Origin of the sequence: Ruania zhangjianzhongii, assembly GCF_008000995.1 — a bacterium.
Classification (GTDB): domain Bacteria; phylum Actinomycetota; class Actinomycetes; order Actinomycetales; family Beutenbergiaceae; genus Ruania; species Ruania zhangjianzhongii.
Map to the genome: position 1 here is coordinate 2,304,881 of NZ_CP042828.1, position 26,780 is coordinate 2,331,660.

Here is a 26,780-nt window from a genome sequence, read left to right on the forward strand (position 1 = left end):
CGGTGAGGCTTGGCGCCGCCTGGGTACGAGCCGGCGCCCCTCGCCCGCCTGAGTAGCGATCTGCAGGCGGAGGACCAGATTGTCGGTCCTCAGCCTGCAAATCGCTACTCAAGCGAATGGACCGGAGGCCGCGGGTGCGCTGGCGAGCGCGCGGGCTCAGGCGATGCCGCGGCCGCGCATGCTGACCGTGAAGCTCGCCCCGTACGCCTCGTGCGTGCGGAAATCGAGTCGCGTGCCGCCTCGTACCGGGTGCACGGTGACCTCCGGGTCCGCATCCAGCACGGGCCGCCGGCCGCGGATGGTCACGCTCACCGTCTCCCGCGAGAACGTCGGGTCGGAGACCGCGATCGTGGTGCCGCGGCCGGCGCTCTGCGCTATGACCGAGGCGGGCCCGTCCACAGTGAGATTCTCGATCTCGTGTTCGCCGTCGCTGAACGTGTTCACGGCGAGCAGGTCGAGTCCCGGGTGGCGCACCGCGTGCACCTCCTCGCTGTGCTGGACGATCTGCGGACCGGCGTCGGCGTAGTTGCTCAGCGCGTCTGCGCCGGCACCGGGAACGATCGCGTACGCCATCGAGCCGGGTGCGGCGCCCGCGTCGCGGGTCTCGGAGACGTCGAAGACCGTCTTGGTGATCGGGGTGTCACTGTTCGAGGTGCGCACGTAGTCCCGGCCGCGCTCCACCTCCTCGATCCGCACGTCCAGCTCATGATCGGTGTAGAAGACATAGCCGATGGCCGTGCCCCGGGTGGCGTTCGCGTAGTGCAGCCAGGCCAGGTTGCTCATCGTCCCCGCGCTGGCCACGGAGGCGCCGCTGCGGGTGGCACCGGCGAACCGCACCTCGTCTCCCGGGTCGCTGATCCGGGCGTCCACAGTGGTGATCGTGCCGCGGTCGTGCTCGTCGGTGATACCAGAAGCCAGGACCACGATCTCGTCGTCGAACATGAACCAGGACTTCGAGGACCGGGAGTTGGCGTAGACCACGAAGTCCTCGGGCAGCTCACCGGCCTGCTTCGCCACGTAGGCGGCGTCGTCGGCCTGCTGCATACCGGCGACGGCGTAGGTTCCGAGGGTCGTCCCACCCGAGTAGGCGTTCGTGCCCAGCGGGAAGTAGACGAAGAGGTTCTGCTTCACCGAGGAAGGAGTGAAGTCGGCCTCTTCGTTGTCGTAGAACAGCTCACCGTAGAGCTCGGGCACCGTCTCGCGCTCCTCGACCGGCGCCGTCACGCCGGCGAGGCGGTCCGCATCGACGGCGGTGAAGTAGTCGACGCCGAACGCCTCGTTCTGGTCATCGCCGGTGAGGTACAGGTAGTGCGCGCCGTCGCCCTGGAACCATGGCCGCAGGTTCTCCCCGCTCATGTACTCGTACTTGCTCACCCGCGCCGAGCTGCGGGCGAGGGCGTAGGTGAAGGTCGAGCGGTGGTGCACGTGCCGGTCCATCGCGTTGTACGCGAACGTGGCCTCCTCGGGCACCAGGTTCGCCGGAGTGACGTCCGGATCCTCCACGGTCTCGGTGTAGGCCACGATGTTCGCCGGGTTCGCGAACGAGGACGGCGAGATGTCCATCTGCTCGATGCCGTGCAGATAAGCCACGTAGGCCGCCAGCTCGGCGGCCGGCTCCTGCTCGGCGAACCGGGAGAGTGCCACCACCGACTCCACCACGGCGGTGCCGTTGTCGTAGCCGGATTTGGTCCGCGAGACCGAGCGGCCCTTGATGATCTCCATCATCCAACCCTCGACGATCACCGGTCCGAAGCTGGTGGCCAACCACTCGTTGATCCGGCTCTGCAGGCCGGGTTCGGTGGGGAAGGAGGTGCCGTCCAGGATCGCGATCGTCGTGGTGACGCGCTCCAGCAGGCCGATGCCGTAGCTGCCGGTATAGGCCACCGAGGAGTGCATGAGGAACGAGCCGTCGGCGTAGAAGCCGTCGGTCACCCCGTGCTGCAGGTGGTAAGGATCGATCACCTGGTACACGGTGAGCTGGTCGGAGATCGCCTTGGTGATCCGGTCGGCGTCGTCGAGCACCGCGCCCTGCACGATCCGGTTCGTGGTGATGTCGGCGAGATTGGCGCCGGTGTGGAAACGCGAGTCGAGGTCGACGTCGCCGTCCTTGCCGTTGCGCAGGTACCGATCCATCGTGTCCACGTACTGCTGAGCAAGGTCCGGATCTGCGGAGGCGATGTCATCGTGGAGCAGGGCGAGGATGCGGCTGACATGCGTGGGGATGCCGATCTCCCAGTTGTACCAATTGCCGTAGTACCCGGCGTCGGTGTCGCTGTAGAAGGTGTCGTAGAGCCAGCGGAGCGCGTCAATCACCTGCTGCCGGGCGTCGGCGTCCTGGTACAGGTCGGTGGGTACCGTGGCGCCGTCGGGCACCGGCATCACTGTGGCGACGGCGATCTCGTACAGCTTCTGGAACGTGGTCTCGAGGTTGCCGTCGTCACTGCCGAGCTCGCGGCCAGGGAACAGGGCGGTCGTCGGGTCGGCGATCAGGGAGTCGAGATTGTCGGTGGCAGTCTCGTACAGATCGGTGAGCTTCGGCTGTACGGCAGCGGCGGCGTTGGTCTCCTCGGTGCCCGCCAGGCCGGCGACGATATTGGCAAGCAGCGCCGCACGGTCTGCGGCCGGCGCTCCGGCGCCGGGGCCCGCTGCGAAGGCGATCTGCGGCTTCGGCAGGGTAGCGGCCAGCGCTGTCACCCCTGCCGCGGTCAGGACGGTCCGGCGGCTCACGCTGCGCATGCATACTCCCTTGTTGCTTCTTGACGCGGGCACCGGCGATCCGGTGGCTCGGTTACACCCTACTTGGACCCCAGGGATGAGCCAGGACCGCATCGGAGCCAACCTCCGGGTAGAGGTTCTCTCCGATCGCGGAACACACCTCCGATGGGGAGGTGTGCGGGGGAGTGAGTGGGGCGCCGCCGGGCGGATCACTCGGGGTGGGTCAGTTCGATCGCCTCGTGCTTGTCCATGACCCGATCCCGCGTACCGTGAATGGCAACACCCCGGAACCGTCCCTGTCACTCCCTCGGGAGTCGATCACACGGCCGGGGTTTTGCTTGCTGTCACCCGACGTTGGCAGAAGTTCCGTGGGACTCGATCTGCGCCGACTCCCACCTGTGGATAACCTGGCAGCGGGCGCACCGTCCCCCGCCTGAGGTAGCCCCACCCGGACGGAGGTATGTTCCGCGATCCGAGTCAAGGTAGAAGCTTGCTCCGATCGTGGAACATACCTCCGCTGGGCGAGGCGGGGAGGAGCTGAGCGGGGCTCCGCTGCGTGCATCAGTCGGGTTGGGGACGTCGGTGCAGGTGACTCGTGCCGCGGCGGGTCAGCTGGTGCCTTCGCCGCGCTGGGTCCGCCTGCGCACAATCAGCAGCATCGCGCCGACGGCGAGCAGCCCGGCGATCAGGGCGAGCGGCACGGTGGCGCCGGTCAGGCTCAGCGCGCCGCGCGCGTCGTCGGTCGCACCGTCGGCGGCGTCCGGACCACCTGCGGCCCCGGCAGTCCCAGCCGGATCCGTGTCGCTCCCGGCGCTCGCGCTGCCATCGGCCCCGGAGTCAGCGTCGGAATCGACGTTCGCCCCATCACCGGTCTCGTCGTCTGCGCCACTGGTGCCGTTGTCGCCGCTGCCGGCACCGTCATCGACACCGCCAGCACCGGTCTCGTCGCTGCCAGCCTCCACCAGCCCATCGAGCGCGGCCTCGAGCTCCTCTAGCGCAGCATCCACACTCGCTTGGCCGGGCTCCGGCGAGTCGAGCACGAACGCGGCTCGCGCCAGCGCGGCATCCAACACTGCCAGCGATTCCGCGGTGTATGCCGCCCGGTCCACCTCGCCGGCGCTGTCGACCAGCGCCTGCAGCTCACCCAGCTCCACCTGCGCCGCTTCGGTCACGGCGGTGAGGGAGAACGCATCCAGCGTGCCCCACGCTCCGCCGCTCAGCGTGGCTTCCGCCCGGACTGTCACCACCCCGTCCGCGCCGACGGTCAGCACGCCGGTCCGCGGCGTCTGCCACTCCCCCCACCCGGTCAGGGTGAAGTCTGCCGACAGCGTCGAGATGCCCGAGTGCGCGGCGATCTGCAGCGAGTCGTCAGCGCCAATGTCCCCGCCCTGCGCCTGCGCGGAGAGCACATACTCACCGGCCGGCACCCCGGTGAGCCGCTGCTCGATCGCGAACGTGTAGTCCGCATCGGCAAAGAAGTGCGTGGAGCGCTCGCCCTCGTACGGATCGTCCGGGGAGCTGATCGTGTACCCCGTCCCGGTACCGGTCCACGGCTCCTCGCCATCCTCGAAGCCCGCGTTCACCACCAGGTTCTCGCCTGCTCCTGTCTCGGTCAGCACGGTCACCGTCGCGACCACGTCAAAGCCCGCCGCGGTCGTCCCGGCCACGGTGTAGGTCCCCGGGCCGAGGATCCAGCGCACGTCGCCGGACCAGGTCACCGTCTGCAGCTCGCTTGTCCCGTCGGTATAGGAGACCTGCACCTGCTCCGGCAGCTCGATCGGTTCGCCGTCGGCCACACTCACCGAAGGATCGGCCACCGAATCGAACTCGCGCGGCCCGACCGACCCGGTCACCGCGTACTCGTACACCCGCAGCGACTCCAGCGGTGTGCCGTCGAAGCCGAAGAGTGCCTGGTTGTCCCACCCGGAACCGCCGAACTCATCGGCCCACTCATCCCCGAGCGAGCCGTCCGGGTCGTAGAACTCCTGCGAGTACGTGCTGGCCCAGCCGGACCCAAACTCCTGCCACAGGTCCCAGTTCGCATCCGCGTCCGCCGGCGGCCCCACCGGAAGCCACGCCGGCTCCCAGTAGAACGTACCCAGCCCGCGGCCCTCGGACACGTCCGCCACTGCCTGCATCACATCGCGGACCGCCAGCGCCTGCCCCTGCACTGACGCGGAGTACTGCTCCGACGCGGAATCCACCGAGTTCGGGTACCCGTCGCCGTCCTCGAGCGTGTACGCCGCCGAGGTCTCCGCGACCGCGACCTCCTTGTCGTAGGTGGTGGCGACCTCATCCAGCACCGCGGTCAGGTTCGCCAGCGACCCGTGCCAGAACGGGTAGTAGGAGGACAGGAACACGTCATAGTCCACCCCGCGTTCGTGAAGCTCGCGGGCCACCGTCGCGTACTGGCCGGCGCGTTCGGGGTTGGTGAAGTGCACCGCCACCTTCACCTCATTGCCGAGGGTTTCCCGCACCGCCGCCGAACCGGCCTGGAACAGCTGCGCCGTGTTCTCCCAGCCGCTCACCCCGGCGATCTCGCCACCTGTGGTCTCGTTGCCGATCTGCACCATCCCGACGGCGACCCCCGCCTCGCGCATCATCGTCAGCGTGTCTGCGGTGTAGTCGTGCAACGCCTGGGTGCGCTCGGTCAGGTCCATCCCGCGCCAGGCACGGGGGGAGTGCTGCTGGCCCGGGTGGGCCCAGAAGTCGGAGTAGTGGAAGTCCACCAGCACCTGCATCCCGGCTGCGGTGGCCCGCTGCCCGATCTCCGTGGCCCGTTCGGCATCCACGTTCCCGCCGCCGTAGCCGAGCGCGGGATCAGCCGAGGAGTAGGGCTGGTTCCAGACCCGGATCCGGGCCCAGTTCACGCCGGCATCGGCGAGCACCTCGAACAGGTCCGCCGGCTCGCCGTTGAAGTCGCGGAACACCACTCCGGACTCTTCGAGCGAGAGCACCGTGGACAGGTCCACCCCGTTGATCCAGTCCTCACCCATGCCTTCGACCTGGGGCACAGTGATCCCGGCCTGGACCGGTTCGGGGCCTGCGGCGGCGGCGGGAGTGGCGGCCATGGCCCCTCCGATCAGTGCGGCGGCAACTGCGAGTGCGGCGGCGGAGCGCCGGCGGGTGGTCATGTCGATTCTCTCCTGACGATCGTCGTCGATACGGGTAGTGCGGGTGGAGCCGCCCCCACCTCGGTCGTCATGTGAGGGGTGCGCTATAGAGCACGCCTGACATGACGACCGTGGCAGGGTGGGCGGCGCTGGGGTCAGCCCTTGACGGAACCGGAGGACAGGCCTCCGACGATGTAGCGCTGCAGGGACAGGAACAGGGCGAGCACCGGTAGCGAGGCGATCATCGCCCCGGCCGCGAACAGGCCCCAGTTGGAGGTGAGCTGGTTGGACACCCACTGGTACATGCCCACGGCGAGGGTCCAGTTGGACTGCCCGGTGAGCACGATCTTGGCCAGGATGAAGTCCCCGAACGAGGCGATGAACGCCAACAGGCCCACCACCGCCAGGATCGGCACCACCAGCGGCATCACCAGCCGCCAGTAGATCTGCGCGTGCGAGGCGCCGTCGATCCGGGCTGCCTCATCGATCTCGATCGGGATGGTGTTGAAGAACCCGTACATCAGGAACGTGTTCGCGCCCAGCGCCCCGCCCAGGTACACGCAGATCAGGGCCAGCTTGGAGTTGATGCCCAGCGCCGGTACGGCTTCACCCAGGGTGATCAGCAGCAGGAACACTGCCACGAACGCCACCGTCTGCGGGAACATCTGGATGATCAGCAGGCCGGTCAGCGAGGCACGGCGACCGCGGAACCGGAACCGGGAGAAGGCGTAGGCAGCGGCGGCGCCCATCATCACCGCGCCGAACGCGGCCGACCCGCCGACCAGCAGCGTGTTCCCCACCCAGGTCCAGAACATCGTGTCGCCCAGGGCCTGGAAGTTCGCGAAGCTGATGGTTCGGAACAGGGCACCGGAACCCGCCAGCGACCCGCTCTCGTCCAGTGCCGCGGAGAGGGCGTAGACCAGCGGGAACGCGGCGTAGAACACGATCACCAGGGCGACCGGATACTTCCAGCCCACCTCGGCCCACCAGCGACGGCGGCGGGCCGGGGTGTTCCGTGACGGTTGCCCGGGGTGGGAGGTGCGGGGGGAGAGCGCAGTCATGGCTAGATCTCCTCGAGCTTGCGGGTCTGGCGAAACGCCAGCGCCGAGATGATTCCGATGACGATGAACACGATGATCGAGAGCGCACTGGCCAGGCCGTAGTCGGCGCGCCCGCCGGAGACACCGGAGATCTGGTAGATCGCCGAGATGAGGATGTCCGTGGAGCCCAGCGGCACCGAGGCACCGGGGAAGGCCGGACCGCCCCCGGTGAGCATGAAGATGATGGTGAAGTTGTTGAAGTTGAACGCGAACGAGGCGATCGCCAGCGGTGCGGTGGAGATCATCAGCAGCGGCAGCGTGATCGAGCGGAACTGCCGCCACCGGCCCGCGCCGTCGATCCGCGCCGCCTCGCTGACATCCGAGGGCAGACCCTGCAGCGCGCCCGTGGAGACCAGGAACCAATACGGATAGGACAGCCACAGGTTCACCCAGAGGATCACGAACTTCGCGAGCCACGGGTCGCCCAACCAGTCGATCCCGCTGCCGAAGAAGAACCACTCGTTGATCACGCCGAACTCGGAGTTCAGCATTCCGCGCCAGAGCAGTGCAGACATGAACGCCGGGAACGCATACGGCAGGATCATGATCGTGCGCAGCACCTTCTGCCCGCGCACCCGGGGGTCGTTGTAGATCATCGCGAACAGCAGCCCGAGGCCGAAGCTGGTCAGCACGGTCAGCGCGCCGAACGCGAACGTCCACACCGTCACCTGCAGCAGGGGGCCGGCGTAGGCGGTGTCGGTGAACGCCCGGACGAAGTTGTCGAACCCGACCGGCACGTACCAGCCGGCGGCGAGGCGCTCACCGTCCCCGCTGACGAAGTTTCCCCGGTCGTCGGGGGAGTAGACGGTGCCGGTCTCGGTATCGGTCAGGGTGGTACTGGCCGGATCCCACTCCAGGCTGGAGGAGTAGATCGAGCCGGTGGAGCCCTCCCGGGTGCGGATCGAGCCGTCCTCGGCGGCCTCGGACACCGGCACCCGTAGTTCGACCACCCGTTCCTGCAGGGCTGCATCGGTGAACAGGTCGGTGCGTGGGACCACCTCCCAGTCCGGCACCTCGACCGGGGTGCCGGAATCGTCCACCACCGCGCCGCCGACTGCCTCCAGCGGGTCCTCGGTGGTACCGATCCGGACCACACCCTCGTCATTGATCGCGAAGCCGAGATCGTTGCCGTCCCGGACCACCGCGAGCGGGTAGCTGGGGGAGTCCTCCACCCGCTGCTCGGCCTGGATCAGCGCGGCGTCCACGGCCTGTTCCATCGAGCCGAGGTGTCCGGTGCCGTAGTTCGTGAAGGCGACGTACCCGGTGTAGACCAGGGTGAACATCTGGAACACCGCGAGGAACACCAGGCCGGGGTAGAGGTACTTCAGCGGCAGCGCGCGGCGGGCGAAGTAGATGATGTCCGCGGCCAGCAGCAGCACCACCAGCACCGCCAGCACTACCCAGGAACCGGCGTTGTAGGCGGACAGGATGGCCATCACACCGATGGCGTTGACCACCATCATGATCAGCAGCTTGGCCAGGAACCCCCAGCCGGGCCCGGACCAGGACCGGGCGTGACTCTCCTGGGGCGACCCGGAAGCCCCGGGCGTCCTGGAAACCCCGGGCGAGCCGGGTGTCCGGGGCGAGCCGGTTGTCCCGGGGGCCTTCGGCTGCCCGGGTGAGACTGCGTCGTCGGCGGCGCTCTTACCCTGCCTGCTGGCGGACATCAGGTACTCCTCGTCGGTGAGGTCCCCGCCGGTGGCTCAGGGGCTCCACCGGCGGGGACGAGCAGCTATTCGGCGATCGCGGACTCGATGCTGCTGACCATCTCCGGCCAGATCGTCTCCGGGTCCTCACCGTTGATCAGCGCAATCTGCACCGGATTCCAGAAGTCCCACACCGCACCCATCTCCGGGATGTTCGGCATCGGGACACCGTTCTGCGCCGAGGACAAGAAGCCAGCCATCACCGGGTCATCGGCCACCGATTCGGCCACAGTGGTCAGCGCCGGGATGCGCGGGTCGGCATCGTAGAGCGCCTGCTGCGCCTCATCGCTGGCCATGTAGTTGGTGAGGAACTCGTTCGCGAGCAGCGCGTTCGCCGACTGTGCGGACAGGTAGAAGCCCTGCACACCCACGAACGGGGCTGCCGTCTCGCTGCCTGCGGAGGGGATCGGGTTCACGGCGACGTCGATCCCGGCGTCGGTGTAGGTCGGGATCACCCACGGTCCCTGCACGATGAACGGCGACTCTCCGGTGGAGAACAGCTCGTTGCCGATGTCGTAGTCGATCGTGTCGGTGAAGATGCCGGTGCCGGCGGAGCCGTTGTCGTAGAGCCACTGGGCGTAGGCCTGACCGCCGTCGCCACCCAGGCCCACCTCAGTGGTGTAGGAGCCGTCCTCGGCCTGTTCGAAGATCGGTGCCCCGAACGAGGTCTGGAAGGCGTAGGAGGTGTACTGGTCACCTTCGGCGCCGTTGGTGTAGAGGATGAACGGGCGATCTTCGAAGCCGGCGTCCTCGGCCATCGCGATCATCTCGTCCCAGGTGCCGGGTGCTTCCTCGCCCACCAGCTCGGTGTTCTGGATCAGCGCGACCGCTTCCTGGGCGTAGGGCAGGGCGTAGAGCTGGCCGTCGTAGGTGAAGGCGTCCAGGGTGACCTGCTCGAAGTCACCGGCCCGGTCGCCCAGGTCCACCGTGTTCACCACACCGGACTCGACGAACTCGCCCAGCCAGTCGTGGGCGCCCACGGTCAGGTCAGGGCCCTCGCCGGTGGGGACCTGGGCGAGGAAGTCTGCCCGGAGGTCCTCGAAGTTCTTCTGCACCACGGTGACGGTGGCGCCGGTGTCCTCTTCGAACTGGGCAGCGGCGTTCTCGATCGCTTCGGCGCGCTCGGCGTCGGACCAGACCACCAGCTCAGCACCCTCGGCGCCGCCGCCGGTGGTTTCCTGGGTCTCGGCCGTGGGTTCGGTGTCGGAGGAGCCGGAGCCGCTGCCGCAGGCCGCCACCAGAGCGACCGATGCGAACAGGCTGACCCCGAGTCCGAGGTACTTGCGCATGAGATGTCCTTCCTGACGTGGCACGGGGTGTGCCGAGGTGATCACTGCGTTGCGGTCACCGGGGTTGGGGATGGGTGATGGGCTCCTGGGTACGTACGACGGCGGTGCTTCCGCCGGGCAGGGTGAGCTCGCCGTCGATGAGCTCACCGGTGAACAGGTCGGTGCCCGGGACCTTCAGGGTTGCGGCGTCGGGGCGATGGTTGACGGCGATCACGTACTCGGTCGTCCCGGTCGCCTCGCGGTCGGCGTCCGCGGTTGGCGCGTGTTCGGTTGACGCGTGCTCGGCTCGTGGGCGCTCGGTTGGCGCGACGGCCGGCGTGTCCGGTTCGTCCCGGACGTACCGGCGCATCACCTCCAGGCCTTCCGGATGCCCGGCCGGGGTGAGGCCGGCGTCGGCGTAGGCGGCCTGGAACACCGGGGTGAGACCGGCCAGGTCCAGCCGGGTGCTCACGTACCAGCCGGTGCCTGAGCCGTGCCGGTGCCGGGTGATCGCCGGGGCACAGTCCGCCGGGCCGCCGCGGTAGTGGCCGAGTACCTCGGCACCGGCGAGGGTGAGGTCCTCGGTCCACACGTCGGTGGTCAGCGTGTGGCCGTTGAAGTCCACCTGGCAGGTCTCGCCGGTACGCATCGGCAGGTACTCCTGGACGCTGACGCCGAGCGCGGTCTGCAGCGGGACACCGAATCCACCGGGGTGCACGGCATCGTTCTCGTCCACTGCGGCGGCGAAGCAGGAGACCAGCAGCGTGCCGCCGTCAGCGACATACCGGGTGAGGTTCTCCGCCGCTGCCGCAGTGAGCAGGTAGGAAGCGGGCGCGACCACGAGCCGGTATCCGGACAGGTCAGCGCTCGGGTGGGCGAAGTCCACCGCGATGCCGTCCCGCCAGAGCCGCTCGTAGTAGGTGCGCATCCGTTCCCGGAACGCCAGGTCGTCGCTCGGGCGCCACTCCAGGTCCTGGGCCCACAGGGACTCCCAGTCGTACAGGACCGCGACCTCGGCGCGGGTGCGTCCGCCCTGCAGCTCACCGAGCCGGCCGAGCCGGTGCCCGAGCTCGGTGACCTCGCGGAACACCCGGCTGGAGGGGCCGGCGTGCGGGAGCATGGCCGAGTGGAACTTCTCCGCCCCGGAGCGGGAGGCACGCCACTGGAAGAACATGATCGCGTCGGCACCACGGCCCAGGTGAGTGAGGGCGTTGCGCTGCATCTCCCCGGGCCGCTTGGCGATGTTCTGGCCCTGCCAGTTCACCGCGGAGGTGGAGTGCTCCATCAGGATCCACGGCCGGCCACCGGCCACCGACCGGGTCAGGTCCGCGGACAGGGCCAGGGCTACGTGCGCGTCCGGGTCGGGGGACCACAGGTAGTGGTCGTCGGAGACGATGTCCACCTCCTGGGCCCACTTCCACAAGTCCGTGTTCCAGGACTGGTGCGCCATGAAGTTCGTGGTGATCGGCTGCGTGGCGTGCGCGCGGATGGCGTCCCGCTCCAACCGGTAGCACTCGCGCAGCTGATCGTCGGTGAACCGGGCCCAGTCCAGCTTCATCGCCGGGTTCACCACGGTGGGTGTGCGGGCCGGGGCCACCACATGGTCCCACTGGCGGTAGTACTGCCCCCAGAAGGCGGTGCCCCAGGCGGCGTTCAGGTTCTCGAGGCTCTGGTAGCGGTGCTGCAGCCAGTTGCGCCAGGCGGCCACGGACGCCTCGGAGAAGTCCTCACCGACCGGCACGCCGTACTCGTTGTGCACGTGCCACATCACCACACCCGGGTGGCTCGCGTAGCGCTCGGCGAGCTGATCGGCCATCTGGACGATCGCGGACCGATACTCCGGTGACGCGTGCGAGGCCATACCGCGAGAACCGAAACCCATCACCACGCCGTCGGCATCGATCGCACGAGCCTGCGGATAGGCGGCGAAGAACCACGCCGGCGGGGAGACGCTCGGGGTAGCGAGGTCCACGGCGATCCCGTGGCCGTGCAGCAGGTCGAGCAGCTCGTCCAGCCAGGTGAAGTCGTAGACGCCTTCTTCGATCTCGAGCTTCGCCCAGGAGAAGATCCCGACGCTGACCAGGTTCACTCCGGCCTCGCGCATCAGGGTGACGTCCTCATCCCAGACGTGCCGAGGCCACTGCTCGGGGTTGTAGTCACCGCCATAGGCGATCGCACCGGGTAGGGGCCACACTTCGCTGGACATCTCTCTCCGTCGAACGGCGGGGACAGGGGGTTCGCCAGCACTGCCACGTGCTGGGCGTTGCCCTACTGTGAACGTGCACAGTCTCATCTGTCAAGCGATCGCACCGATTGGTGATCTTTCTGTGATGTGCCACCCTGGGATCGTGCACACCACTTCTCCCGAGGACCGGCAGCGGACGGGTTCCGACGATGCGCCGAAGCGTCGTCCGACCATCAAGGACGTTGCCGCCAGCTCTGGGGTCTCCCGGGGCACCGTGTCCCGGTTCCTCAACGGCGGCAAATGGGTCTCGCCCGATGCCCGGGAGGCGATCGAGCGGGCGATCCGACAGACCGGCTACCGCGCGAACCAGCACGCCCGGTCGTTGGTGACCGGGCGGGCGAACGCGTTGGCGTTCCTGCTCGCGGAACCGCAGGAGAACCTGTTCGCGGACCCGACCTACACCCCACTGCTTCGCGGTGCTGCGGCGGCCCTGGCGCAGCGGCAGAAGACGCTGAACGTGCTGGTGGCGAGCACACCGGAGGAGCGGGAGAACGTGGTGGCCTACATGGCCGGTGGGCACGTGGACGGGGCGATGCTGATCTCTTCGCACGAGAACGACCCGCTGGTGGATCTGTTGCTGGAGCGCGGCATCCCGGTGGTCTCGTGCGGGCTGCCGCTGGGCCGGTCCGGCTCGCTGGCATCGGTCTCGGTGGACGAGGCTGGGGGAGCGCGGACCATGGTGGCGCACCTGCGCGCGACCGGTCGGCGCCGGATTGCGATGATCACCGGTCCGCTGGACCTGCCGGGCGGGCGCTATCGGCTGGAGGGCTACCAGGACGAGATGGGTGCCGACTTCGACGAGGCGCTGGTGGCCCACGGCGACTGGGGCCACGAGTCGGGGACTGTGGCGATGGCCGAGCTGCTTCGCCGGGCTCCCGATATCGACGCCGTGTTCGCCGCCTCGGACACGATGGCCGCCGGTGCGATCACTGCGCTGCGCCGCGCCGGGCGGAGCGTGCCCGACGACGTGGCCGTGGCCGGCTTCGATGACTCACCGCTGGCAGCGAGCACCGATCCACCGCTGACCACGATGCGCCAGCCGTTCGAGCGGATCAGCGCCGAGATGGTCGCCCTGCTGCTGGACATCGTCGCCGGTGGCGAGATCAAAGCGGTGACGTTGCCCGCGAAGCTGGTGGTGCGGGAGAGCGCCTGAGCGCTCCCGTTGGTCCGCGGGACGCTTCCAGGGTCAGTTCTGCCAGCGGATCTCGCCGTCCACGAGCATCTTGGTCGGCCTCAGCCCGATCGCTCGGGCGACGGCTGCGGACGCGCGGTGATCGGGGTGGACGTGGGCCACGATCTCGCCCACACCCTGTTCTCGGAGCCAGGTCACCATGACCTGGGCCGCCTCCCGGGCGTAACCCTGGCGCTGAGAGGAGCTGCCGATGACCCAGGCGACATCCGCGCTCAGGCCGGTCTCACCCTCGGTGACAGTCGCCTGGACGGTGCCGACCGCCTGGCCGTCCTCCTGCCGCAGGATCCAGTTGAACCAGAGCTGACTGCCGTCGGCTGAGCGCCCGGTCGCCTGTCGCGAGTACCGCCCACGCAGGCCCTCGAGCGTTGCCGGCGCCCCGCCGATGAAGGTGTGCAGGTCAGGATCATCGAGCACCGGGGCCATCTCCTCGGCGTGCTCGGTGCGCAACGGTTCCAGCCTCAGGCGCTTGCTGGTCAGAGTGGCGGGAGGTGCGAAATCGTCCAGTGGCATCGCTGCCGACCCTAGCGGCGGTCGGAGGGCTAGTGGTGGAATGGCCCTATGTCATGGCAGACACATCCGGTGACGCCGGACCGCTTCGAGGACTTCGCCGACGTCATCAATCAGAGGCGCCGGGAGAAGCACTGCTGGTGTCTGTCCCACCGGCTGCGGCAGGCAGAGATCGACGAGCTCGGTGACGGGGACCGGGAACAGGCGGTGCGGCGGCTCAGCGAACGGGAGAATCCGCCGGGTGTGGTCAGCTATGCCGACGGTGAGCCTGTCGGCTGGTGCAGCATCGGCCCGCGCAGCGAGATCACCACCCTCGTCAAGTCCACCCTGATCCGGCCGATCGACGACGTGCCGGTGTGGAGCATCATCTGTGTAGTGGTGCGACCGGGGCACCGCCGGCAGGGCGTGGCGGTGCGGATGCTTGAGGACGCCGTCGCCTACGCGGGCTCCCGCGGCGCGCCGGCAGTCGAGGCGTACCCGGTCGACCCGCCGGGTCGGATGGACCTGACGATGGCCTTCGTGGGCACCAAGACGATGTTCGAGCAGGTGGGGTTCCAGGTGATGGGTAGCACTGACGCCGTCGCGAGCAGGATGCCGCGGCTGGTCATGCGCCGTGACCTGACCTGACCTGATCTGCCCTGATCTGATCTGCCCTGATCTGATCTGCCCTGATCTGCCCTGAGCGACCACCCTGGTCCCATCCGCTCGGGATTGGCCCGGCGTCTCAGGTACTCGGGGCGGTCTGAGGTCGGCGGCGCCTACCTCAGACCGCGTAGGTGACCTCCGCTGGTGGAGACGGTGGCCGTGCAGGTGGTGCGGGAGGCGGCGGCCGTGCGGGTGGCGCGGGCGATGGCGCGGCCGTGCGGGTGGTGCGGGCGATGGCGCGGCCGTGCGGGTGGTGCGGGCGATGGCGCGGCCGTGCGGGTGGTGCGGGCGGTGCTGGGCATAGATGTGCGCCGGTTGACCCTGCCTTCCGATTCCTGTTTACTGTCGATCGTTAACGGTAATCGGAAAGGTAGGGCGATGGTTGCTCTCAGACCCACACGGGCACCGGCGCTGGGCGACCAGCTGGCCGGCGTGCTGCGGGACCAGATCGTGCGGCGCACTCTCACCGCAGGCACCCACCTCGTGGAGGACACGCTCGCGGCGGAGTACGACGTCTCCCGCGGGCCGGTCCGGGACGCGCTGCGCCAGCTGGAATCGCAGGGCCTGGTGGAGTCCCGCCGCCGCGGCTACTTCGTCGTCGGCCTCACCCAGGAGGACATCGACGACCTCTACGAGCTCCGGGAAGCCATCGAGCTGGTCGCCGTCGCGAAAGCGATGGAGCGGGTCACCGCCGACCAAGTCAAGGCCGGCCGCGCGATCGTGCAGGAGATGACCGCCTGTGCCGACCGGTCGGCGGCCGCAGAGTTCGCTGACGCCGACATGCGCTTCCACGCCCTGCTCTACGAGATGAGCGGCAACCGGCGGCTGATCGATGTGTGGAAGTCCTATGAGCCGGTCTTCGCCAGCATCATCCAGCTCACCGTGGAAGAGGATGTGGACCTGCACCCCTCCGCCGGTGACCACGGACACCTCATCGACCTCCTCGAGGGCAACGACCCGGAGGCTCTGCGCACCGAGCTGCGTGACCACCTCGGCGGCGCCCGCGCCCGGATGGCCCGAGCGGTCCAGGCCCTGAACGAGGCAGCGGACTCCGGCCAAGCCTCATGACAGCGACCGCCCAGCACACCCCAAGCACCACCGACCCGCGCCGATCGGCGGACCGCCCGCGCCGGCGCCGCTACGCCGGGGTGGGTCGCGCGAAGAGCATGCTGCTGTTCGCGGTCCCCGCCCTGGCCATCTACGCCTTCGCCGTCGTGGTTCCCTCGCTGCGTGGCGCCTACCTCGCGTTCACCAACTGGGACGGGTTGTCCCAGACCTCCGACTTCATCGGCTTCGACAACTTCGTCCGCATCTTCACCTCGGAGAGTTCGCTCGACGCACTGAAGATGACGCTGGTGTTCGCACTGGCGATCACCGTCCTGCAGAACGGCGTCGGGCTCATCCTGGCCCTCGGGGTGAACAGCGGCCTGAAGTCGCAGAACTTCCTCCGCGTGCTGCTGTTCGCACCGGTGGTGATCACCCCGGTCGTGGTCGCGTTCCTGTGGAAGTTCATGCTCACCCCGAACGGTGCCGTCAACTCCGTGCTCGCCGGCATCGGGCTCGGCGACGTCGCACCGAGCTGGCTCGGCGACCCGTTCTGGGCGGCGGCGTCGATCGTGATGATGGTGGTCTGGCAGAAGGCCGGCTACTCGATGGTCATCTACGTGGCCGGACTGCAGTCCATCCCGCAGGAGATCAACGAGGCCGCGGTGATGGACGGCGCCGGGACCTGGCGAAAGTTCGCGTCCATCACCTGGCCGCTGCTCGCTCCCGCCACCGCGATCTGCGTGATGCTCACCGTGATCGGCGGTCTGAAGATGTTCACCGAGGTCTTCGTGCTCACCGCCGGCGGCCCGGGCGGTGCCACCGAGACGCTGTCCACACTCCTGTACAAGTCGGCGTTCCAGTTCAACGAGTTCGGCTACGGCATCTCGCTGGCCCTGGTGCTCGCACTGGTCGTCGGCTTCTTCTCGGTCGCCCAGCAGCGGCTGGCCCGAAGGGGGCAGTACTGATGTTCCGTTACACGAAGAGCACCTTCGCCCGCGAGGTGGTGATGTTCCTCGTCGCCCTGCTGTTCATCGTCCCGGTGTACATCCTGGTGAACATGGCGTTGCGCCCGGCCGGGGACAGCTCCTCACCGCTGGTGCCGCCGAGTGATCCCACGCTGGCCAACTTCGCCGAAGCCTGGCAGCAGGCCGGGCTCGGCTCGGCACTGCTGAACTCCGTGATCGTGACCGTGGTCAGCGTGGCCGGGATCGTGGTGGTCTCCGCACTCGCTGCCTACCCGCTCTCCCGGGTGCTGTCCCGGCTGTCCAGCGTGCTGTTCTGGATCGTGCTCGCCGGGATGATGATCCCGTTCCAGGTGGCCCTCATCCCGCTGTACCAGACGATGCGCGACCTCGGCCTGCTCGGTACCCTGCCCTCCCTCATCCTGTTCTACATCGGTAGCCAGGTGCCGTTCTCGGTGTTCCTGTACACCGGCTTCCTGCGCACGCTGGAGCGGGACTATGAGGAGGCCGCCGCGATCGACGGCGCAGGACCGTTGCGTACGTTCGTCGCCATCGTCTTCCCGCTGCTTCGCCCGATCACCGGCACGGTGATCATCCTGAACGCGATCGAGGTCTGGAACGACTTCCTGGTGCCGCTGCTCTACCTCAGCGGCACCCCGCAGCAGACCATCACCGTGGCGCTGTACGCGTTCGTCGGGCAGTTCGTCTCGAACTGGCCGGTGGTCTTCGCCGGGCTGCTGATCAGCGTGGTGCCGGTACTGCTCGTCTACTTCCTGATGCAGAAGCAGATCATCAAGGGATTCGCCGGAGGACTCAAGGGATGACTGCTCTCCAGCCCTACGCGCTGCGCGTAGACGGACAGGACGACCCGCAGGGCATCGTCAGCGCGCCGACCTTCTCCTGGCGGCTGCGCGGCGAGGCCCGCGGGGCCGAGCAGACCAGCTACCACCTGGTGGTCTGGCTGCTGATGCCTACGGGTGAGCAGGTGCAGGTCTGGGACTCCGGCCAGGCCACCACCGCAGCGCCGAGCGCGGCCTACCAGGGCGCGCCGCTGCAGACCTCCGCTGACTACCGCTGGCAGCTGGAGGTCACCGACGCCGCCGGTGTCACCGCCTCCGCGTCGGCGAGCTTCGGCACCGGGATCGTGCACCCGGGGGAGTGGGAAGCGCTCTGGATCGGCCGCGACCTGAACGAGCAGAAGACTGCACTGCCGCCGCAGGACACCGACATCAGCTACACGGTGAACAAGCTGCGCCCGGTGCGCCGGTTCGTGCGCCACCTCGATCTCGACCAGGTGCCCGCGCGGGCGAAGGTGCACGCCAGCGCCAAGGGCAACTACCGGCTCTACGTGAACGGCCACAAGGTCGGCACCGACGAGCTCACCCCCGGCTGGACCGAGTACCGGGACCGGATCACCTACCAGTCCTGGGACGTGACCGCACTGCTGCAGCCGGGCCGGAACAGCATCGCCGCGCTCCTCGCCGATGGCTGGTACGTGGGCTTCATCGGCACCGACCGCCGGCACCAGGCCCAGCACTACGGCGAGGAGCCCGAGCTGCTGGTGCAGCTGGTCAGCGATGCCGCGAACGGGCAGCGGACCGTGATCGGCACCGATGCGCGGTGGCACCAGCAGCAGAGCGACATCCTCTACGCGGACCAGCTGATGGGCCAGTACGAGGACTCCCGCCTGGCGCAACCCGACTGGCATCTCCCGGTCACGGACGTGACCGGCTGGAGCTCCGCCGTCGTGAAGGATGACGACTACAGCCGGCTGGTGCCGGAATGCGATCCCGGCGTGCGCGCGACCCGCCGGCTGCCGGCGCTGAGCGTGGTCCGCCAGGCCCGCGACCGGCACATCGTGGACTTCGGCCAGAACCTGGTGGGCCGCATCCGGCTGGTGATCCGCGACCAGGCGGAAGGCACTCGGATCCAGCTGAACCATGCCGAGGTCCTCGACGACGCCGGTGAGCTCTACACCGCGAATCTGCGCACCGCCGAGCCGGTGGACGTGTTCTGGACCGACGGCAGCGCGGAGCAGGTCTTCGAACCACGGTTCACCATGCACGGCTTCCGCTACGCCGAGGTGGCCGGCCTGACCGGCGAGCTGACGCCGTCGGACCTGGAAGCCGTGGTGCTGCACAACGACTTCGAGATGGTCGGTGAGTTCTCCTCCTCCAGCCAGGACCTGAACCAGCTGTTCAGCAACATCTCCTGGGGACTGCGCGGCAACTTCGTCTCTATCCCCACCGACTGCCCGCAACGGGACGAACGTCTCGGCTGGCTGGCCGATGCGCAGGTGTTCGCGCCGACCGCGCTCGCCCTGGCGGACGTAGGGCCGTTGCTGCGCCGTTGGCTGCGGGATGTGCGCAGTGCTCAGAACGACGACGGAGCCTTCCCGGACATCGCACCGCACCTCATTCATCTGCGTGAGGGGGCACCCGCGTGGGGAGATGGCGGAGTCACCATTCCGTGGGCCGTGTACCGCACGTCGGGCGAGACGGCGGTGCTGGCCGAGGCCGCCGATTCGATGGTCGCCTGGGTCCGGCACTTGGAGCGTCACAACCCGGACCTGATCTGGCGCCATCAGCTCGGGAACAACTACGGCGACTGGCTGCAGATCGGCGAAGAGACCCGCAAGGACGTGCTCGCCACCGCCTACTTCGCCTGGAGCGCGGAGCTGACCGCCCGTTCGCTGCGGGTTCTCGGCCGGGACACAGAGGCTGAGGAGATCGCCGCCCTGGCAGCCCGAGTGCGGGCGGCGTTCCGCGCCGAGTTCCTCGAGGCCGACGGGACCGTCGCCGGGGATACCCAGGGCGGCTACCTGCTGGTGCTGGCCTTCGACCTGTGCGAGTCCGCTGACCAACGAGAGCTGGTGGCGCAGCAGCTGGTCCGCGCGGTCCAGCGCCGCGATGTCAGCCTGACCACCGGGTTCGTCACCGTGGGCCTGCTCTGCCCGGTCCTGGCCGAGATCGGGCGCGAGGATCTGGCCTTCCGGCTGCTGCACCACGACGGGTACCCGTCCTGGCTGTACTCGATTCGTAACGGTGCCACCACGATCTGGGAGCGGTGGGACGGCTGGACCGCCGAGCACGGCTTCCAGTCCGCCCGGATGAACAGCTTCAACCACTACTCGCTCGGTTCCGTGGGCCAGTGGTTCCTCACCGGGATCCTCGGCATCGACCAGGCGCCGGACTCGGCCGGCTACCGCGCGGCGGTGCTGCGGCCGCGCTTCGACCCGGAGCTCGACTGGGCCGCGGGCGCCCTGGAGACCAGCCGTGGCCGGTTCGAGAGTCGCTGGCAGCGCGACGGCGAGGAGCTCAGCTGGGCGGTCACGATCCCGCCCGGCGACCCGGCACAGACCTTCATCCCTGGCGTGACCGCCGCACAGGTGCACGAAGGAGGTGAGAGCGCGACCGCCTCCGCGGGCATCACGATGCTCGAGGAGAGCGCGGCCGGAACATGGTGGCAGCTGCCACCGGGACGCTACGACCTCCGGTTCCCCGCTGAGAAGTAGCGATCCGTACCCCACCCCCATCCCCACCCCCACCCACAGTGGGTCGTCATGTCAGGGGTGCGCTCTGGCGCACGGCTGACATGACGACCGACCTCACATTGGAGTTGCAGACAGTATGAAACTGCGTACCACCGGCCTTGTTGCCGGCGCCGCTGTCACCGCTCTGGCGCTGGCAGCCTGCTCCTCCTCGGAGCCGACCGAGGCGAACACCGAGGCGACCGACTCGCTCACCATCGCGACCACCTCGAACAACCAGGCACCGATGGAAGCGGTCGTCGAGGCCTACCGCGAGGAGACCGGTCTCGAAATCAACGTCACCATCGCGGACACCTCCCAGTACCAGTCCACGCTGCGCACCCAGCTCTCCAGCGGGACCGGCCCGGACGTCTTCACCGTGTGGGCCGGGGGCGGCAACCCCGGTGCCGTCGAGGTGCTCCAGGAGGCCGGCTACCTGCTCGACCTCTCCGACCAGGACTGGGTCTCCTCGATCGACCCCGGCACTGCGGAGACGATGCAGATCGACGGCAGCACCTACGGTCTGCCGTCCAAGCTCGACGCGATCGGCACCATCTACAACACCGCCACCCTGGACGAGCTCGGTCTCGAGGTGCCCACCACGTACACCGAGATGCTCGGCTACTGCGAGGACGTGCGCGAGGCCGGGAAGGTCGCCTTCGCACTCGGCATCCAGACCGACTGGGTCACCCAGCTGGTCGCCTACGCGCTGACCGCGTCCTCGGTCTACGGCGACGCCCCCGACTTCGACGCACAGCTCGCCGACGGTTCGGCCACGTTCGCCGGATCAGGCTGGGCCGACGCGCTGCAGAAGTACCTGGAGATGCGGGACGCCGGCTGCTTCAACGAGGACCCGCTCGGCACCGACGTCACCGCCTCCTACGACCTGGTGAACAGTGGCGAGGCCGTCGGCGTGGTGCAGGTGCTCGCCTCCTTCGCCCAGATCGCCTCCACCGCCCCGGAGGGCACCGAGTTCGGCTTCTTCCCGCTGCCCGGTGACGACAGCGGCGTGAACCCGATCCCGCGGGGGATCGGCGTGAGCTTCGCAGTGAACGCCACGGCGCAGAACCAGCTGAACGCGGTGGACTTCGTGGACTGGCTCGCCGGGCCGGAGGCCACCGAGATCTGGTTCCAGACCGCCCCCGGGCTGCCGGCGCTGACCGATGCCGAGGTGGACCTCGATCCGGTGATGCAGGCCGCGACCGACATCATCGCTGACGGGCACACCGCCCCGATGCCGGACCAAGGCTGGCCGAACGCCAAACCGCAGTCCGCCCTGTTCATCGGCGTCCAACAGCTGTTCTCCGACCAAGCGAGCGTGGAGGACGTGCTCGGCTCGATGGACGAAGCCTTCGCCAACTGATCGACGCACAGGGGTGCGGGGACGGCCCCGCACCCCTGCCGCGAGCAGACGCCCGTCCCCGGGCTGGCTGCCGTGACCCGCGCCAGCCCGGCGCACCCTGACCTCGTGCGCACACCTCCCGGACCGGGAGGTGCGCGGCACCGCCCGACCAACGGAAAGAACCTCACCCGCACATGCGCTCGCACGACATCATCACCGCTGTCCCTCTGGCGTTCCAGGACTCTGGCGCGCTCGACCTGGAGGGCAGCCGCGCGATTCTCGAGTACGTCGCCGGCTCCGGGGTCCAGGGCGCGCTCGTCCTGGGTACCACCGGCGAGTTCCCGGCCCTGTCCATCGAGGAGCGGAACACTGTGGCCGCTCTGGCGGTGCAGACCCTCGCGGACCTGCGGGTGATCGTGCACGTGGGTGCCGCCAGCCGGTTCGAGGTGTCCCAGCTGATCGCTGGTGCGCGGGCAGCCGGTGCCCGGGAGATCGCCGTACTGACGCCGTACTACCTGCCGGCTCCGCCCGAAGAGGTCTACGACTTCTTCTCTGCCGTGGTGGCCGAGGCCGCCGGCCTGGACGTGTATGTGTACATGTTCGAAGCGCGCACCGGTATCCCGGTGGACGAAGAGCTGATCGTCCGGCTCGCCGAGCTGCCCGGAGTGGTGGGGGTGAAGGTCAGTGGTGAATCGCTGGACCGGATCAGCACCTACCGGTCCCGACTCGCTGACGACTTCGCGATCTACACCGGTGCGGACGGCGACTTCGCCCGCGCCGGCCAGGCCGGGGCCGACGGGGTGATCTCCGGCGTCGCCTCGGTGTTCGCCCAGCCGTTCATCGCGATGCGCGAGGCCCTGCTCGCCGGCGATGACGAGGCGATCGCGCGGGTCCAGCAGGACATCGACGAGGTGGTGGCCGCCGTGGACGGTTCGCCGGCCCGGATGCGCGCCGTGCACCGGCTCGCCGGCCGGCCGGTCGGAGGCAAGCGGATGCCGATCCCGGACCCGGACGCGGCCACCGTGGACCGCCTCAGCCGCGCGGTGTCCCGGCACCACTGATTCACCCCAGCCAGCGCCTCCGTGGGTGAGGCTTCCGTCGCCAGAGCGCGATTCGGCGACGGAAACCTCGCCCACGGCGAGCGGGCCTGGCGGCTCTTGACCCACCCAGCAGCACGAACCGAGGCTTCACCCGATGAAGGAGAGACAATGACGTACGAATTCACCCCCGCGCGCCGGACCGTGCTCGCCGGATCCCTGGCGGCCACGCTCGGCGCCACCCTGGTGGGCACCCGCGCCGCGGCGGACGCGCCGGCCAGTTCCGCCGCCGCCGCGACCGGGCCGTTCCACGTGGTCGATGGCCTGATCGACACCTCGGACGAGAATGCCCTCGGGCTTCCGCCAGCGGCCAATGCCGAGACGGTGACCATCTTCGCCCCCGGAGACGAGGACCTGAAGTTCAACCACGGGGTGGTGCTGATCCCGTTCGCCGGTCGGCTCTACGCCCAGTGGCAGAGCTCGGAGCGGGACGAGGACGCCCCGGAGACCATCGTCACCTATGCGGTCAGCGAGGACGGCCTGACCTGGAGCGAGCCGATCGCGCTGACCGAACCACGCGCGGATGGCTACACCTCCAGTGGTGGCTGGTGGACCGATGGCGAGACTTTGGTGGCCTACCTGAACGTGTGGCCGGCGAGCCTGGAGCCGCGCGGTGGCTACACCGAGTACGTGACCAGCAGCGACGGCGTCACCTGGTCCGACCCGCAGCCGGTCACTGACGCTGACGGGAACCCGGTACTGGGGATCATCGAGCAGGACACCCGCGCGCTACCCAGTGGGCGGCTGCTGACCGCGTTCCACGTGCAGCCGGGTCTGTTCGTGAAGCCGTACTACACCGACGACCCGCTCGGGCTGACCGGCTGGACGCAGGGGGAGTTCGAGAATCAGCCGAACGTCCCTGGCGAGATGTCTCGCGAGCTGGAGCCGAGCTGGTACGTGCGCCCCGACGGTGCAGTGGTGATGGTCTTCCGCGACCAGGGCGGCAACACCATGCTCAAGCTCGGTGCGGTGAGCGAGGACGACGGCGAGACCTGGACCGAGTCCGAGCTGACGAACGTGCCGGACTCGCGCACCAAGCAGAGCGCAGGCACCCTCCCGGACGGCACCGCCTTCCTGGTCGGCAACCCGACCGGCACCAAGAACCGCTACCCCCTGTCCATCCTGCTCAGCGCGGACGGGGTGAGTTTCGACGTCGGCTACGGCCTGCGCGATACCGACGATCTGCAGGAACGCCGCTACGAGGGCCAGTACAAGAGCAGCGGCTACAGCTACCCGAAGAGCGTGCTCGCCGGCGGCTACCTGTATGCCGCCTACGGCACGAACAAGGAGGACGTGGAATACACCCGGGTGCCGGTCGAGGATCTGTCCCTGCGCAGCGTTCCGGAGCAGCTGGAGCGACCCACGGCCTGGGCCGATTCCGGGCGCCGGCTGCACGTGGCCTGGGATCCGGCCACCGGCGAGGGGGACAGCCCGGTCACCGGTTACGTCGTGACCGCCACCTCACGTTCCGGTCGCAGCGTCGAGGTGAGCGTCGGTGCCAACGAGCGGCGCACCACGATCACGGGAGTGCACCCCGGCCGCTACCAGGTCAGCGTGGCGGCGAAGAACGGCTACGGTGCGGGCGAGGCCTCCGAGCCCTCCGCATGGGTAGTGGTCACCGGGCGCCCCGCTCACCCTGGCGAGCACTGATGGATCGGGGACCTGCGGCAGCGACGACCCAGGAACCTGGTCCGCCGTTCCGGGTGCTGCCCGGCCTCATCGACACGGCGGAGGAGAATGCCCTCGGGCTGCCGCAGGCGGCGAGTGCTGAGACCGTGACGATCTTCGCGCCGGGGGAGCAGGACCTGAAGTTCAACCACGGCGTGGTGCTGATCCCGTTCGCCGGTCGGCTCTACGCCCAGTGGCAGAGCTCCGAGCGTGACGAGGACGCCCCGGGCACGATCGTCACCTACTCGATCAGCGACGACGGCACCACCTGGAGTACGCCCGTCGCGTTGACCACGCCGCAGGACGACCGGGAGATCACCAGCGGCGGTTGGTGGACCGACGGCAACACGCTGGTGGCGTACCTGAACGTGTGGCCGCGCGGACTCGATCCCGAAGGTGGCAGCACCGAGTACGTCACCAGCACCGATGGCGTCTCCTGGTCTCGGCCGGAGCCGGTGACCGATGCCGAGGGAGAGCCAGTCCTGGGGATCATCGAGCAGGACACCCGCGCGCTGCCCAGCGGCCGCCTGCTGACCGCATTCCATCGACAGCCGGGCCTGTTCGCCACGCCGTACTACACCGACGATCCACTCGGGCTGACCGGGTGGCGACCAGGGCAGCTGGAGAACGAGCCGAACGAGCGGGGCACCCAGTCCCGGGAGCTGGAACCGAGCTGGTTCCTGCGCGCGGACGGCGCGATCGTGATGGTCTTCCGGGACCAGGCCGGTGAGTCGATGGTCAAGCTGGCCGCGGTGAGCACCGACGATGGCCAGACCTGGACCGCCCCGGTGCCCACGAACGTGCCGGATGCCCGCACCAAACAAAGTGCGGGCAACCTGCCGGACGGCACTGCCTACCTGGTCGGGCACCCGACCGGGCGGCGGGCCCGGTATCCGTTGACCGTGTTGCTCAGTGCGGACGGGCAGACTTTCGACGTCGGCTACACCCTACGCAGCACCGAGATGCTCCAGGATCGGCGGCACACCGGGCAGTACAAGGGTGCGGGCTACAGCTACGCGAAGAGCGTGCTCGCCGGCGACTGGCTCTACATCGCCTACGGCACGAACAAGGAGGACGCCGAGCTCACCCGCGTCCCGGTGGCTGACCTGTCGCTGCGCGGCGGCTGACCCACAGGGCGGCCTGCCCGACGCCCCGGCCCGTCAGTCGTCGGTGGGCCCGCCGGTCAGCTCTTCGACCTCGATCGGCTTCGGCTCCGGCCGCTTGAACAGCAGCGCCACCACGATCGCCACCACGCCGATGCACGCCGCCACCATGAACGCGAGCTGTAGCCCGTGGGCGTCCGGAATACCCGGGGGACCCTGGCTGCCGAGCGCGGCGACGGTCACGAACACCGCACTGCCCAGCGCCCCGGCCACCTGCTGCAACGTGGCGAGGATCGCGGACCCGTGCGAGTACAGGTCGTCGGTGAGCGCACCGAGCGAATCGGTCATCAGCGGCGTCATCATCAGCCCCAGCGACCCCATCAGCAGCATGTGCACACCGATCACCGCCACCAGCGGCGCCTGGTCACCGAGTGCGGCGAACAGCCCGAGTGCGAGAGTCATCCCCACGGCACCGGGAATCACCAGCGGGCGAGCACCGACCCGGTCATACAGCCGCCCCACCGGCCGGGCGATCGCCGCCATCAGCAGCCCACCGGGCAGCAGGGCCAGCCCCGCTACCAGGGTGTCGTGCTGAAGCACGTTCTGCAGGTAGATCGGCAGCAGGATCGCGCCCGCGCCGAGCAGCGCCATGAACACGAACAGGGACAGGATCAGGGCAATCCGGAACCGCGGGTAGCTGAGCGTGCGCAGGTCCAGCAGCGGGCGGTTCTGCCGCTGTAGCCGCTGCTGCCGCAGCACGAACAGCACCAGGCCGACCACGCCGATACCGATCGACGCCCACGGCGGCAGCACACCGCCGCCCTGCCCGATCGAGGACAGCCCGTAGACCAAGCCGGCGAAGCCGAGCGCAGAGAGCAGCACGGACGCACCGTCGAGGGGCACCCGCCGGGTCTCGCTGGGGACGTACAGCCGGAGCAGTCCGAACACGAACATCCCCACGGCCAGGATCAGCACCAGCCAGAACATCCACCGCCAGCCCAGGGCGTGCAGGATCGCCCCGCCGACGGTCGGCCCGATCGCCGGCGCCACGCCGATCACGATCGAGATGGTGCCCATCATCGCCCCGCGCCGATCGGCCGGGATCAGTTTCATCACCGAGGTCATCACCAGCGGGATCATCACTGCAGTGCCGCAGGCCTGCACCATCCGGCCGATCAGCAGCACCGGGAAGTTCATCGCCAGCGCGGCCACCAGGGTGCCGATGGTGAAGGAGGCGATCGCCACCAGGAAGACCTGCCGCGGGGTGAACCGCTCCAGGAGGAACCCGGTGGTGGGGATGACCACGGCCATCGTCACCAGGAACCCGCTGATCAGCCACTGCGCGGCGCTGGTGGTGACGTCCATCTCCACCGCCAGATGGGGCAGCGCGATGGAGACGATCGTCTCGTTCAAGATCATCACGAACGCCGCGACGACCATCACGCCGATGATCAGCCCCGGACTGGACGGGGTGCCCTGGGGCCGCTCCCGCGCGTCGTGGCTGATCGGGCTTGCCGACTTGGACACGCTGGTACTCCTTC

General features: G+C 68.8%; 18 protein-coding genes. 10 read left to right on the forward strand and 8 right to left on the reverse strand.

Features of this window, described 5'->3' with window-relative positions:
- Positions 1-156 precede the first annotated feature (156 nt).
- The 6 genes from FU260_RS10725 to FU260_RS10750 form a co-directional block, all read right to left on the reverse strand.
- Positions 157-2,736: a polysaccharide lyase family 8 super-sandwich domain-containing protein gene (locus tag FU260_RS10725; RefSeq protein WP_147917055.1), complete on the reverse strand. Its 2,580-nt coding sequence runs from the start codon at positions 2,734-2,736 to the stop codon at positions 157-159.
- A 587-nt stretch (positions 2,737-3,323) separates the two neighbouring features.
- Complete coding sequence (locus FU260_RS10730; protein ID WP_147917056.1) at positions 3,324-5,849, reverse strand: glycosyl hydrolase 53 family protein; 2,526 nt, start codon at positions 5,847-5,849, stop codon at positions 3,324-3,326.
- Between the two features lie 134 nt (positions 5,850-5,983).
- On the reverse strand, positions 5,984-6,889 hold the full coding sequence (locus FU260_RS10735; RefSeq protein ID WP_147917057.1) for a sugar ABC transporter permease: 906 nt from the start codon (positions 6,887-6,889) through the stop codon (positions 5,984-5,986).
- A 2-nt stretch (positions 6,890-6,891) separates the two neighbouring features.
- Positions 6,892-8,595, reverse strand: coding sequence for an ABC transporter permease subunit (locus FU260_RS10740; RefSeq protein WP_147917058.1), 1,704 nt, complete (start codon positions 8,593-8,595; stop codon positions 6,892-6,894).
- Between the two features lie 65 nt (positions 8,596-8,660).
- Positions 8,661-9,923 carry a sugar ABC transporter substrate-binding protein gene (locus FU260_RS10745; protein WP_147917059.1) on the reverse strand — a complete coding sequence of 421 codons (1,263 nt, stop codon included), beginning with the start codon at positions 9,921-9,923 and terminating at the stop codon, positions 8,661-8,663.
- Between the two features lie 55 nt (positions 9,924-9,978).
- Complete coding sequence (locus FU260_RS10750) at positions 9,979-12,108, reverse strand: beta-galactosidase (protein WP_147917060.1); 2,130 nt, start codon at positions 12,106-12,108, stop codon at positions 9,979-9,981.
- A 142-nt stretch (positions 12,109-12,250) separates the two neighbouring features.
- On the opposite strand from FU260_RS10750, the gene FU260_RS10755 reads away from it, so the two are divergent.
- On the forward strand, positions 12,251-13,300 hold the full coding sequence (locus tag FU260_RS10755) for a LacI family DNA-binding transcriptional regulator (RefSeq protein ID WP_235912197.1): 1,050 nt from the start codon (positions 12,251-12,253) through the stop codon (positions 13,298-13,300).
- Between the two features lie 33 nt (positions 13,301-13,333).
- On the opposite strand, the gene FU260_RS10760 is transcribed toward FU260_RS10755, so the two are convergent.
- On the reverse strand, positions 13,334-13,849 hold the full coding sequence (locus tag FU260_RS10760) for a GNAT family N-acetyltransferase (protein WP_147917062.1): 516 nt from the start codon (positions 13,847-13,849) through the stop codon (positions 13,334-13,336).
- Positions 13,850-13,897: 48 nt separating this feature from the next.
- On the opposite strand from FU260_RS10760, the gene FU260_RS10765 reads away from it, so the two are divergent.
- The 9 genes from FU260_RS10765 (at position 13,898) to FU260_RS10805 (ending at position 25,263) form a co-directional block, all read left to right on the forward strand.
- Positions 13,898-14,473 carry a GNAT family N-acetyltransferase gene (locus tag FU260_RS10765; RefSeq protein ID WP_147917063.1) on the forward strand — a complete coding sequence of 192 codons (576 nt, stop codon included), beginning with the start codon at positions 13,898-13,900 and terminating at the stop codon, positions 14,471-14,473.
- 396 nt (positions 14,474-14,869) lie between these two features.
- Positions 14,870-15,559 (forward strand): GntR family transcriptional regulator, encoded by a 690-nt coding sequence (locus FU260_RS10770; protein WP_168211733.1) that lies wholly within the window; start codon positions 14,870-14,872, stop codon positions 15,557-15,559.
- On the forward strand, positions 15,556-16,503 hold the full coding sequence (locus tag FU260_RS10775) for a carbohydrate ABC transporter permease (RefSeq protein WP_210418245.1): 948 nt from the start codon (positions 15,556-15,558) through the stop codon (positions 16,501-16,503). Before FU260_RS10770 ends, FU260_RS10775 begins: the two co-directional genes overlap by 4 nt.
- Positions 16,503-17,324 (forward strand): carbohydrate ABC transporter permease, encoded by an 822-nt coding sequence (locus FU260_RS10780; protein WP_147917065.1) that lies wholly within the window; start codon positions 16,503-16,505, stop codon positions 17,322-17,324. The genes FU260_RS10775 and FU260_RS10780 overlap by 1 nt, the downstream gene beginning before the upstream one ends.
- Positions 17,321-20,014, forward strand: coding sequence for an alpha-L-rhamnosidase (locus FU260_RS10785; protein ID WP_147917066.1), 2,694 nt, complete (start codon positions 17,321-17,323; stop codon positions 20,012-20,014). The genes FU260_RS10780 and FU260_RS10785 overlap by 4 nt, the downstream gene beginning before the upstream one ends.
- A 115-nt stretch (positions 20,015-20,129) precedes the next feature.
- The gene (locus FU260_RS10790; protein WP_147917067.1) at positions 20,130-21,392 is read left to right on the forward strand and encodes an ABC transporter substrate-binding protein; all 1,263 of its coding nucleotides are present in this window, start codon (positions 20,130-20,132) and stop codon (positions 21,390-21,392) included.
- A gap of 173 nt (positions 21,393-21,565) precedes the next feature.
- Positions 21,566-22,432, forward strand: coding sequence for a dihydrodipicolinate synthase family protein (locus FU260_RS10795; protein ID WP_147917068.1), 867 nt, complete (start codon positions 21,566-21,568; stop codon positions 22,430-22,432).
- A gap of 147 nt (positions 22,433-22,579) precedes the next feature.
- The gene (locus FU260_RS10800; protein WP_168211734.1) at positions 22,580-24,118 is read left to right on the forward strand and encodes an exo-alpha-sialidase; all 1,539 of its coding nucleotides are present in this window, start codon (positions 22,580-22,582) and stop codon (positions 24,116-24,118) included.
- The gene (locus tag FU260_RS10805) at positions 24,118-25,263 is read left to right on the forward strand and encodes a sialidase family protein (protein ID WP_147917069.1); all 1,146 of its coding nucleotides are present in this window, start codon (positions 24,118-24,120) and stop codon (positions 25,261-25,263) included. The genes FU260_RS10800 and FU260_RS10805 overlap by 1 nt, the downstream gene beginning before the upstream one ends.
- 33 nt (positions 25,264-25,296) lie before the next feature.
- Here the strand turns inward: FU260_RS10805 and FU260_RS10810 are convergent, their stop codons facing one another.
- Positions 25,297-26,766, reverse strand: coding sequence for a DHA2 family efflux MFS transporter permease subunit (locus FU260_RS10810; RefSeq protein WP_235912198.1), 1,470 nt, complete (start codon positions 26,764-26,766; stop codon positions 25,297-25,299).
- Between the last annotated feature and the right edge of the window lie 14 nt (positions 26,767-26,780).

What these genes read in the sequence shown, in the direction of transcription:
- FU260_RS10725 (WP_147917055.1), bottom strand. Translation starts at nt 2,736, where the DNA reads ATGCGCAGCGTGAGCCGCCGGACCGTCCTGACCGCGGCAGGGGTGACA.
- FU260_RS10730 (WP_147917056.1), bottom strand. Translation starts at nt 5,849, where the DNA reads ATGACCACCCGCCGGCGCTCCGCCGCCGCACTCGCAGTTGCCGCCGCA.
- FU260_RS10735 (WP_147917057.1), bottom strand. Translation starts at nt 6,889, where the DNA reads ATGACTGCGCTCTCCCCCCGCACCTCCCACCCCGGGCAACCGTCACGG.
- FU260_RS10740 (WP_147917058.1), bottom strand. Translation starts at nt 8,595, where the DNA reads ATGTCCGCCAGCAGGCAGGGTAAGAGCGCCGCCGACGACGCAGTCTCA.
- FU260_RS10745 (WP_147917059.1), bottom strand. Translation starts at nt 9,923, where the DNA reads ATGCGCAAGTACCTCGGACTCGGGGTCAGCCTGTTCGCATCGGTCGCT.
- FU260_RS10750 (WP_147917060.1), bottom strand. Translation starts at nt 12,108, where the DNA reads ATGTCCAGCGAAGTGTGGCCCCTACCCGGTGCGATCGCCTATGGCGGT.
- FU260_RS10760 (WP_147917062.1), bottom strand. Translation starts at nt 13,849, where the DNA reads ATGCCACTGGACGATTTCGCACCTCCCGCCACTCTGACCAGCAAGCGC.
- FU260_RS10765 (WP_147917063.1), top strand. Translation starts at nt 13,898, where the DNA reads ATGTCATGGCAGACACATCCGGTGACGCCGGACCGCTTCGAGGACTTC.
- FU260_RS10770 (WP_168211733.1), top strand. Translation starts at nt 14,870, where the DNA reads ATGGTTGCTCTCAGACCCACACGGGCACCGGCGCTGGGCGACCAGCTG.
- FU260_RS10775 (WP_210418245.1), top strand. Translation starts at nt 15,556, where the DNA reads ATGACAGCGACCGCCCAGCACACCCCAAGCACCACCGACCCGCGCCGA.
- FU260_RS10780 (WP_147917065.1), top strand. Translation starts at nt 16,503, where the DNA reads ATGTTCCGTTACACGAAGAGCACCTTCGCCCGCGAGGTGGTGATGTTC.
- FU260_RS10785 (WP_147917066.1), top strand. Translation starts at nt 17,321, where the DNA reads ATGACTGCTCTCCAGCCCTACGCGCTGCGCGTAGACGGACAGGACGAC.
- FU260_RS10790 (WP_147917067.1), top strand. Translation starts at nt 20,130, where the DNA reads ATGAAACTGCGTACCACCGGCCTTGTTGCCGGCGCCGCTGTCACCGCT.
- FU260_RS10795 (WP_147917068.1), top strand. Translation starts at nt 21,566, where the DNA reads ATGCGCTCGCACGACATCATCACCGCTGTCCCTCTGGCGTTCCAGGAC.
- FU260_RS10800 (WP_168211734.1), top strand. Translation starts at nt 22,580, where the DNA reads ATGACGTACGAATTCACCCCCGCGCGCCGGACCGTGCTCGCCGGATCC.
- FU260_RS10805 (WP_147917069.1), top strand. Translation starts at nt 24,118, where the DNA reads ATGGATCGGGGACCTGCGGCAGCGACGACCCAGGAACCTGGTCCGCCG.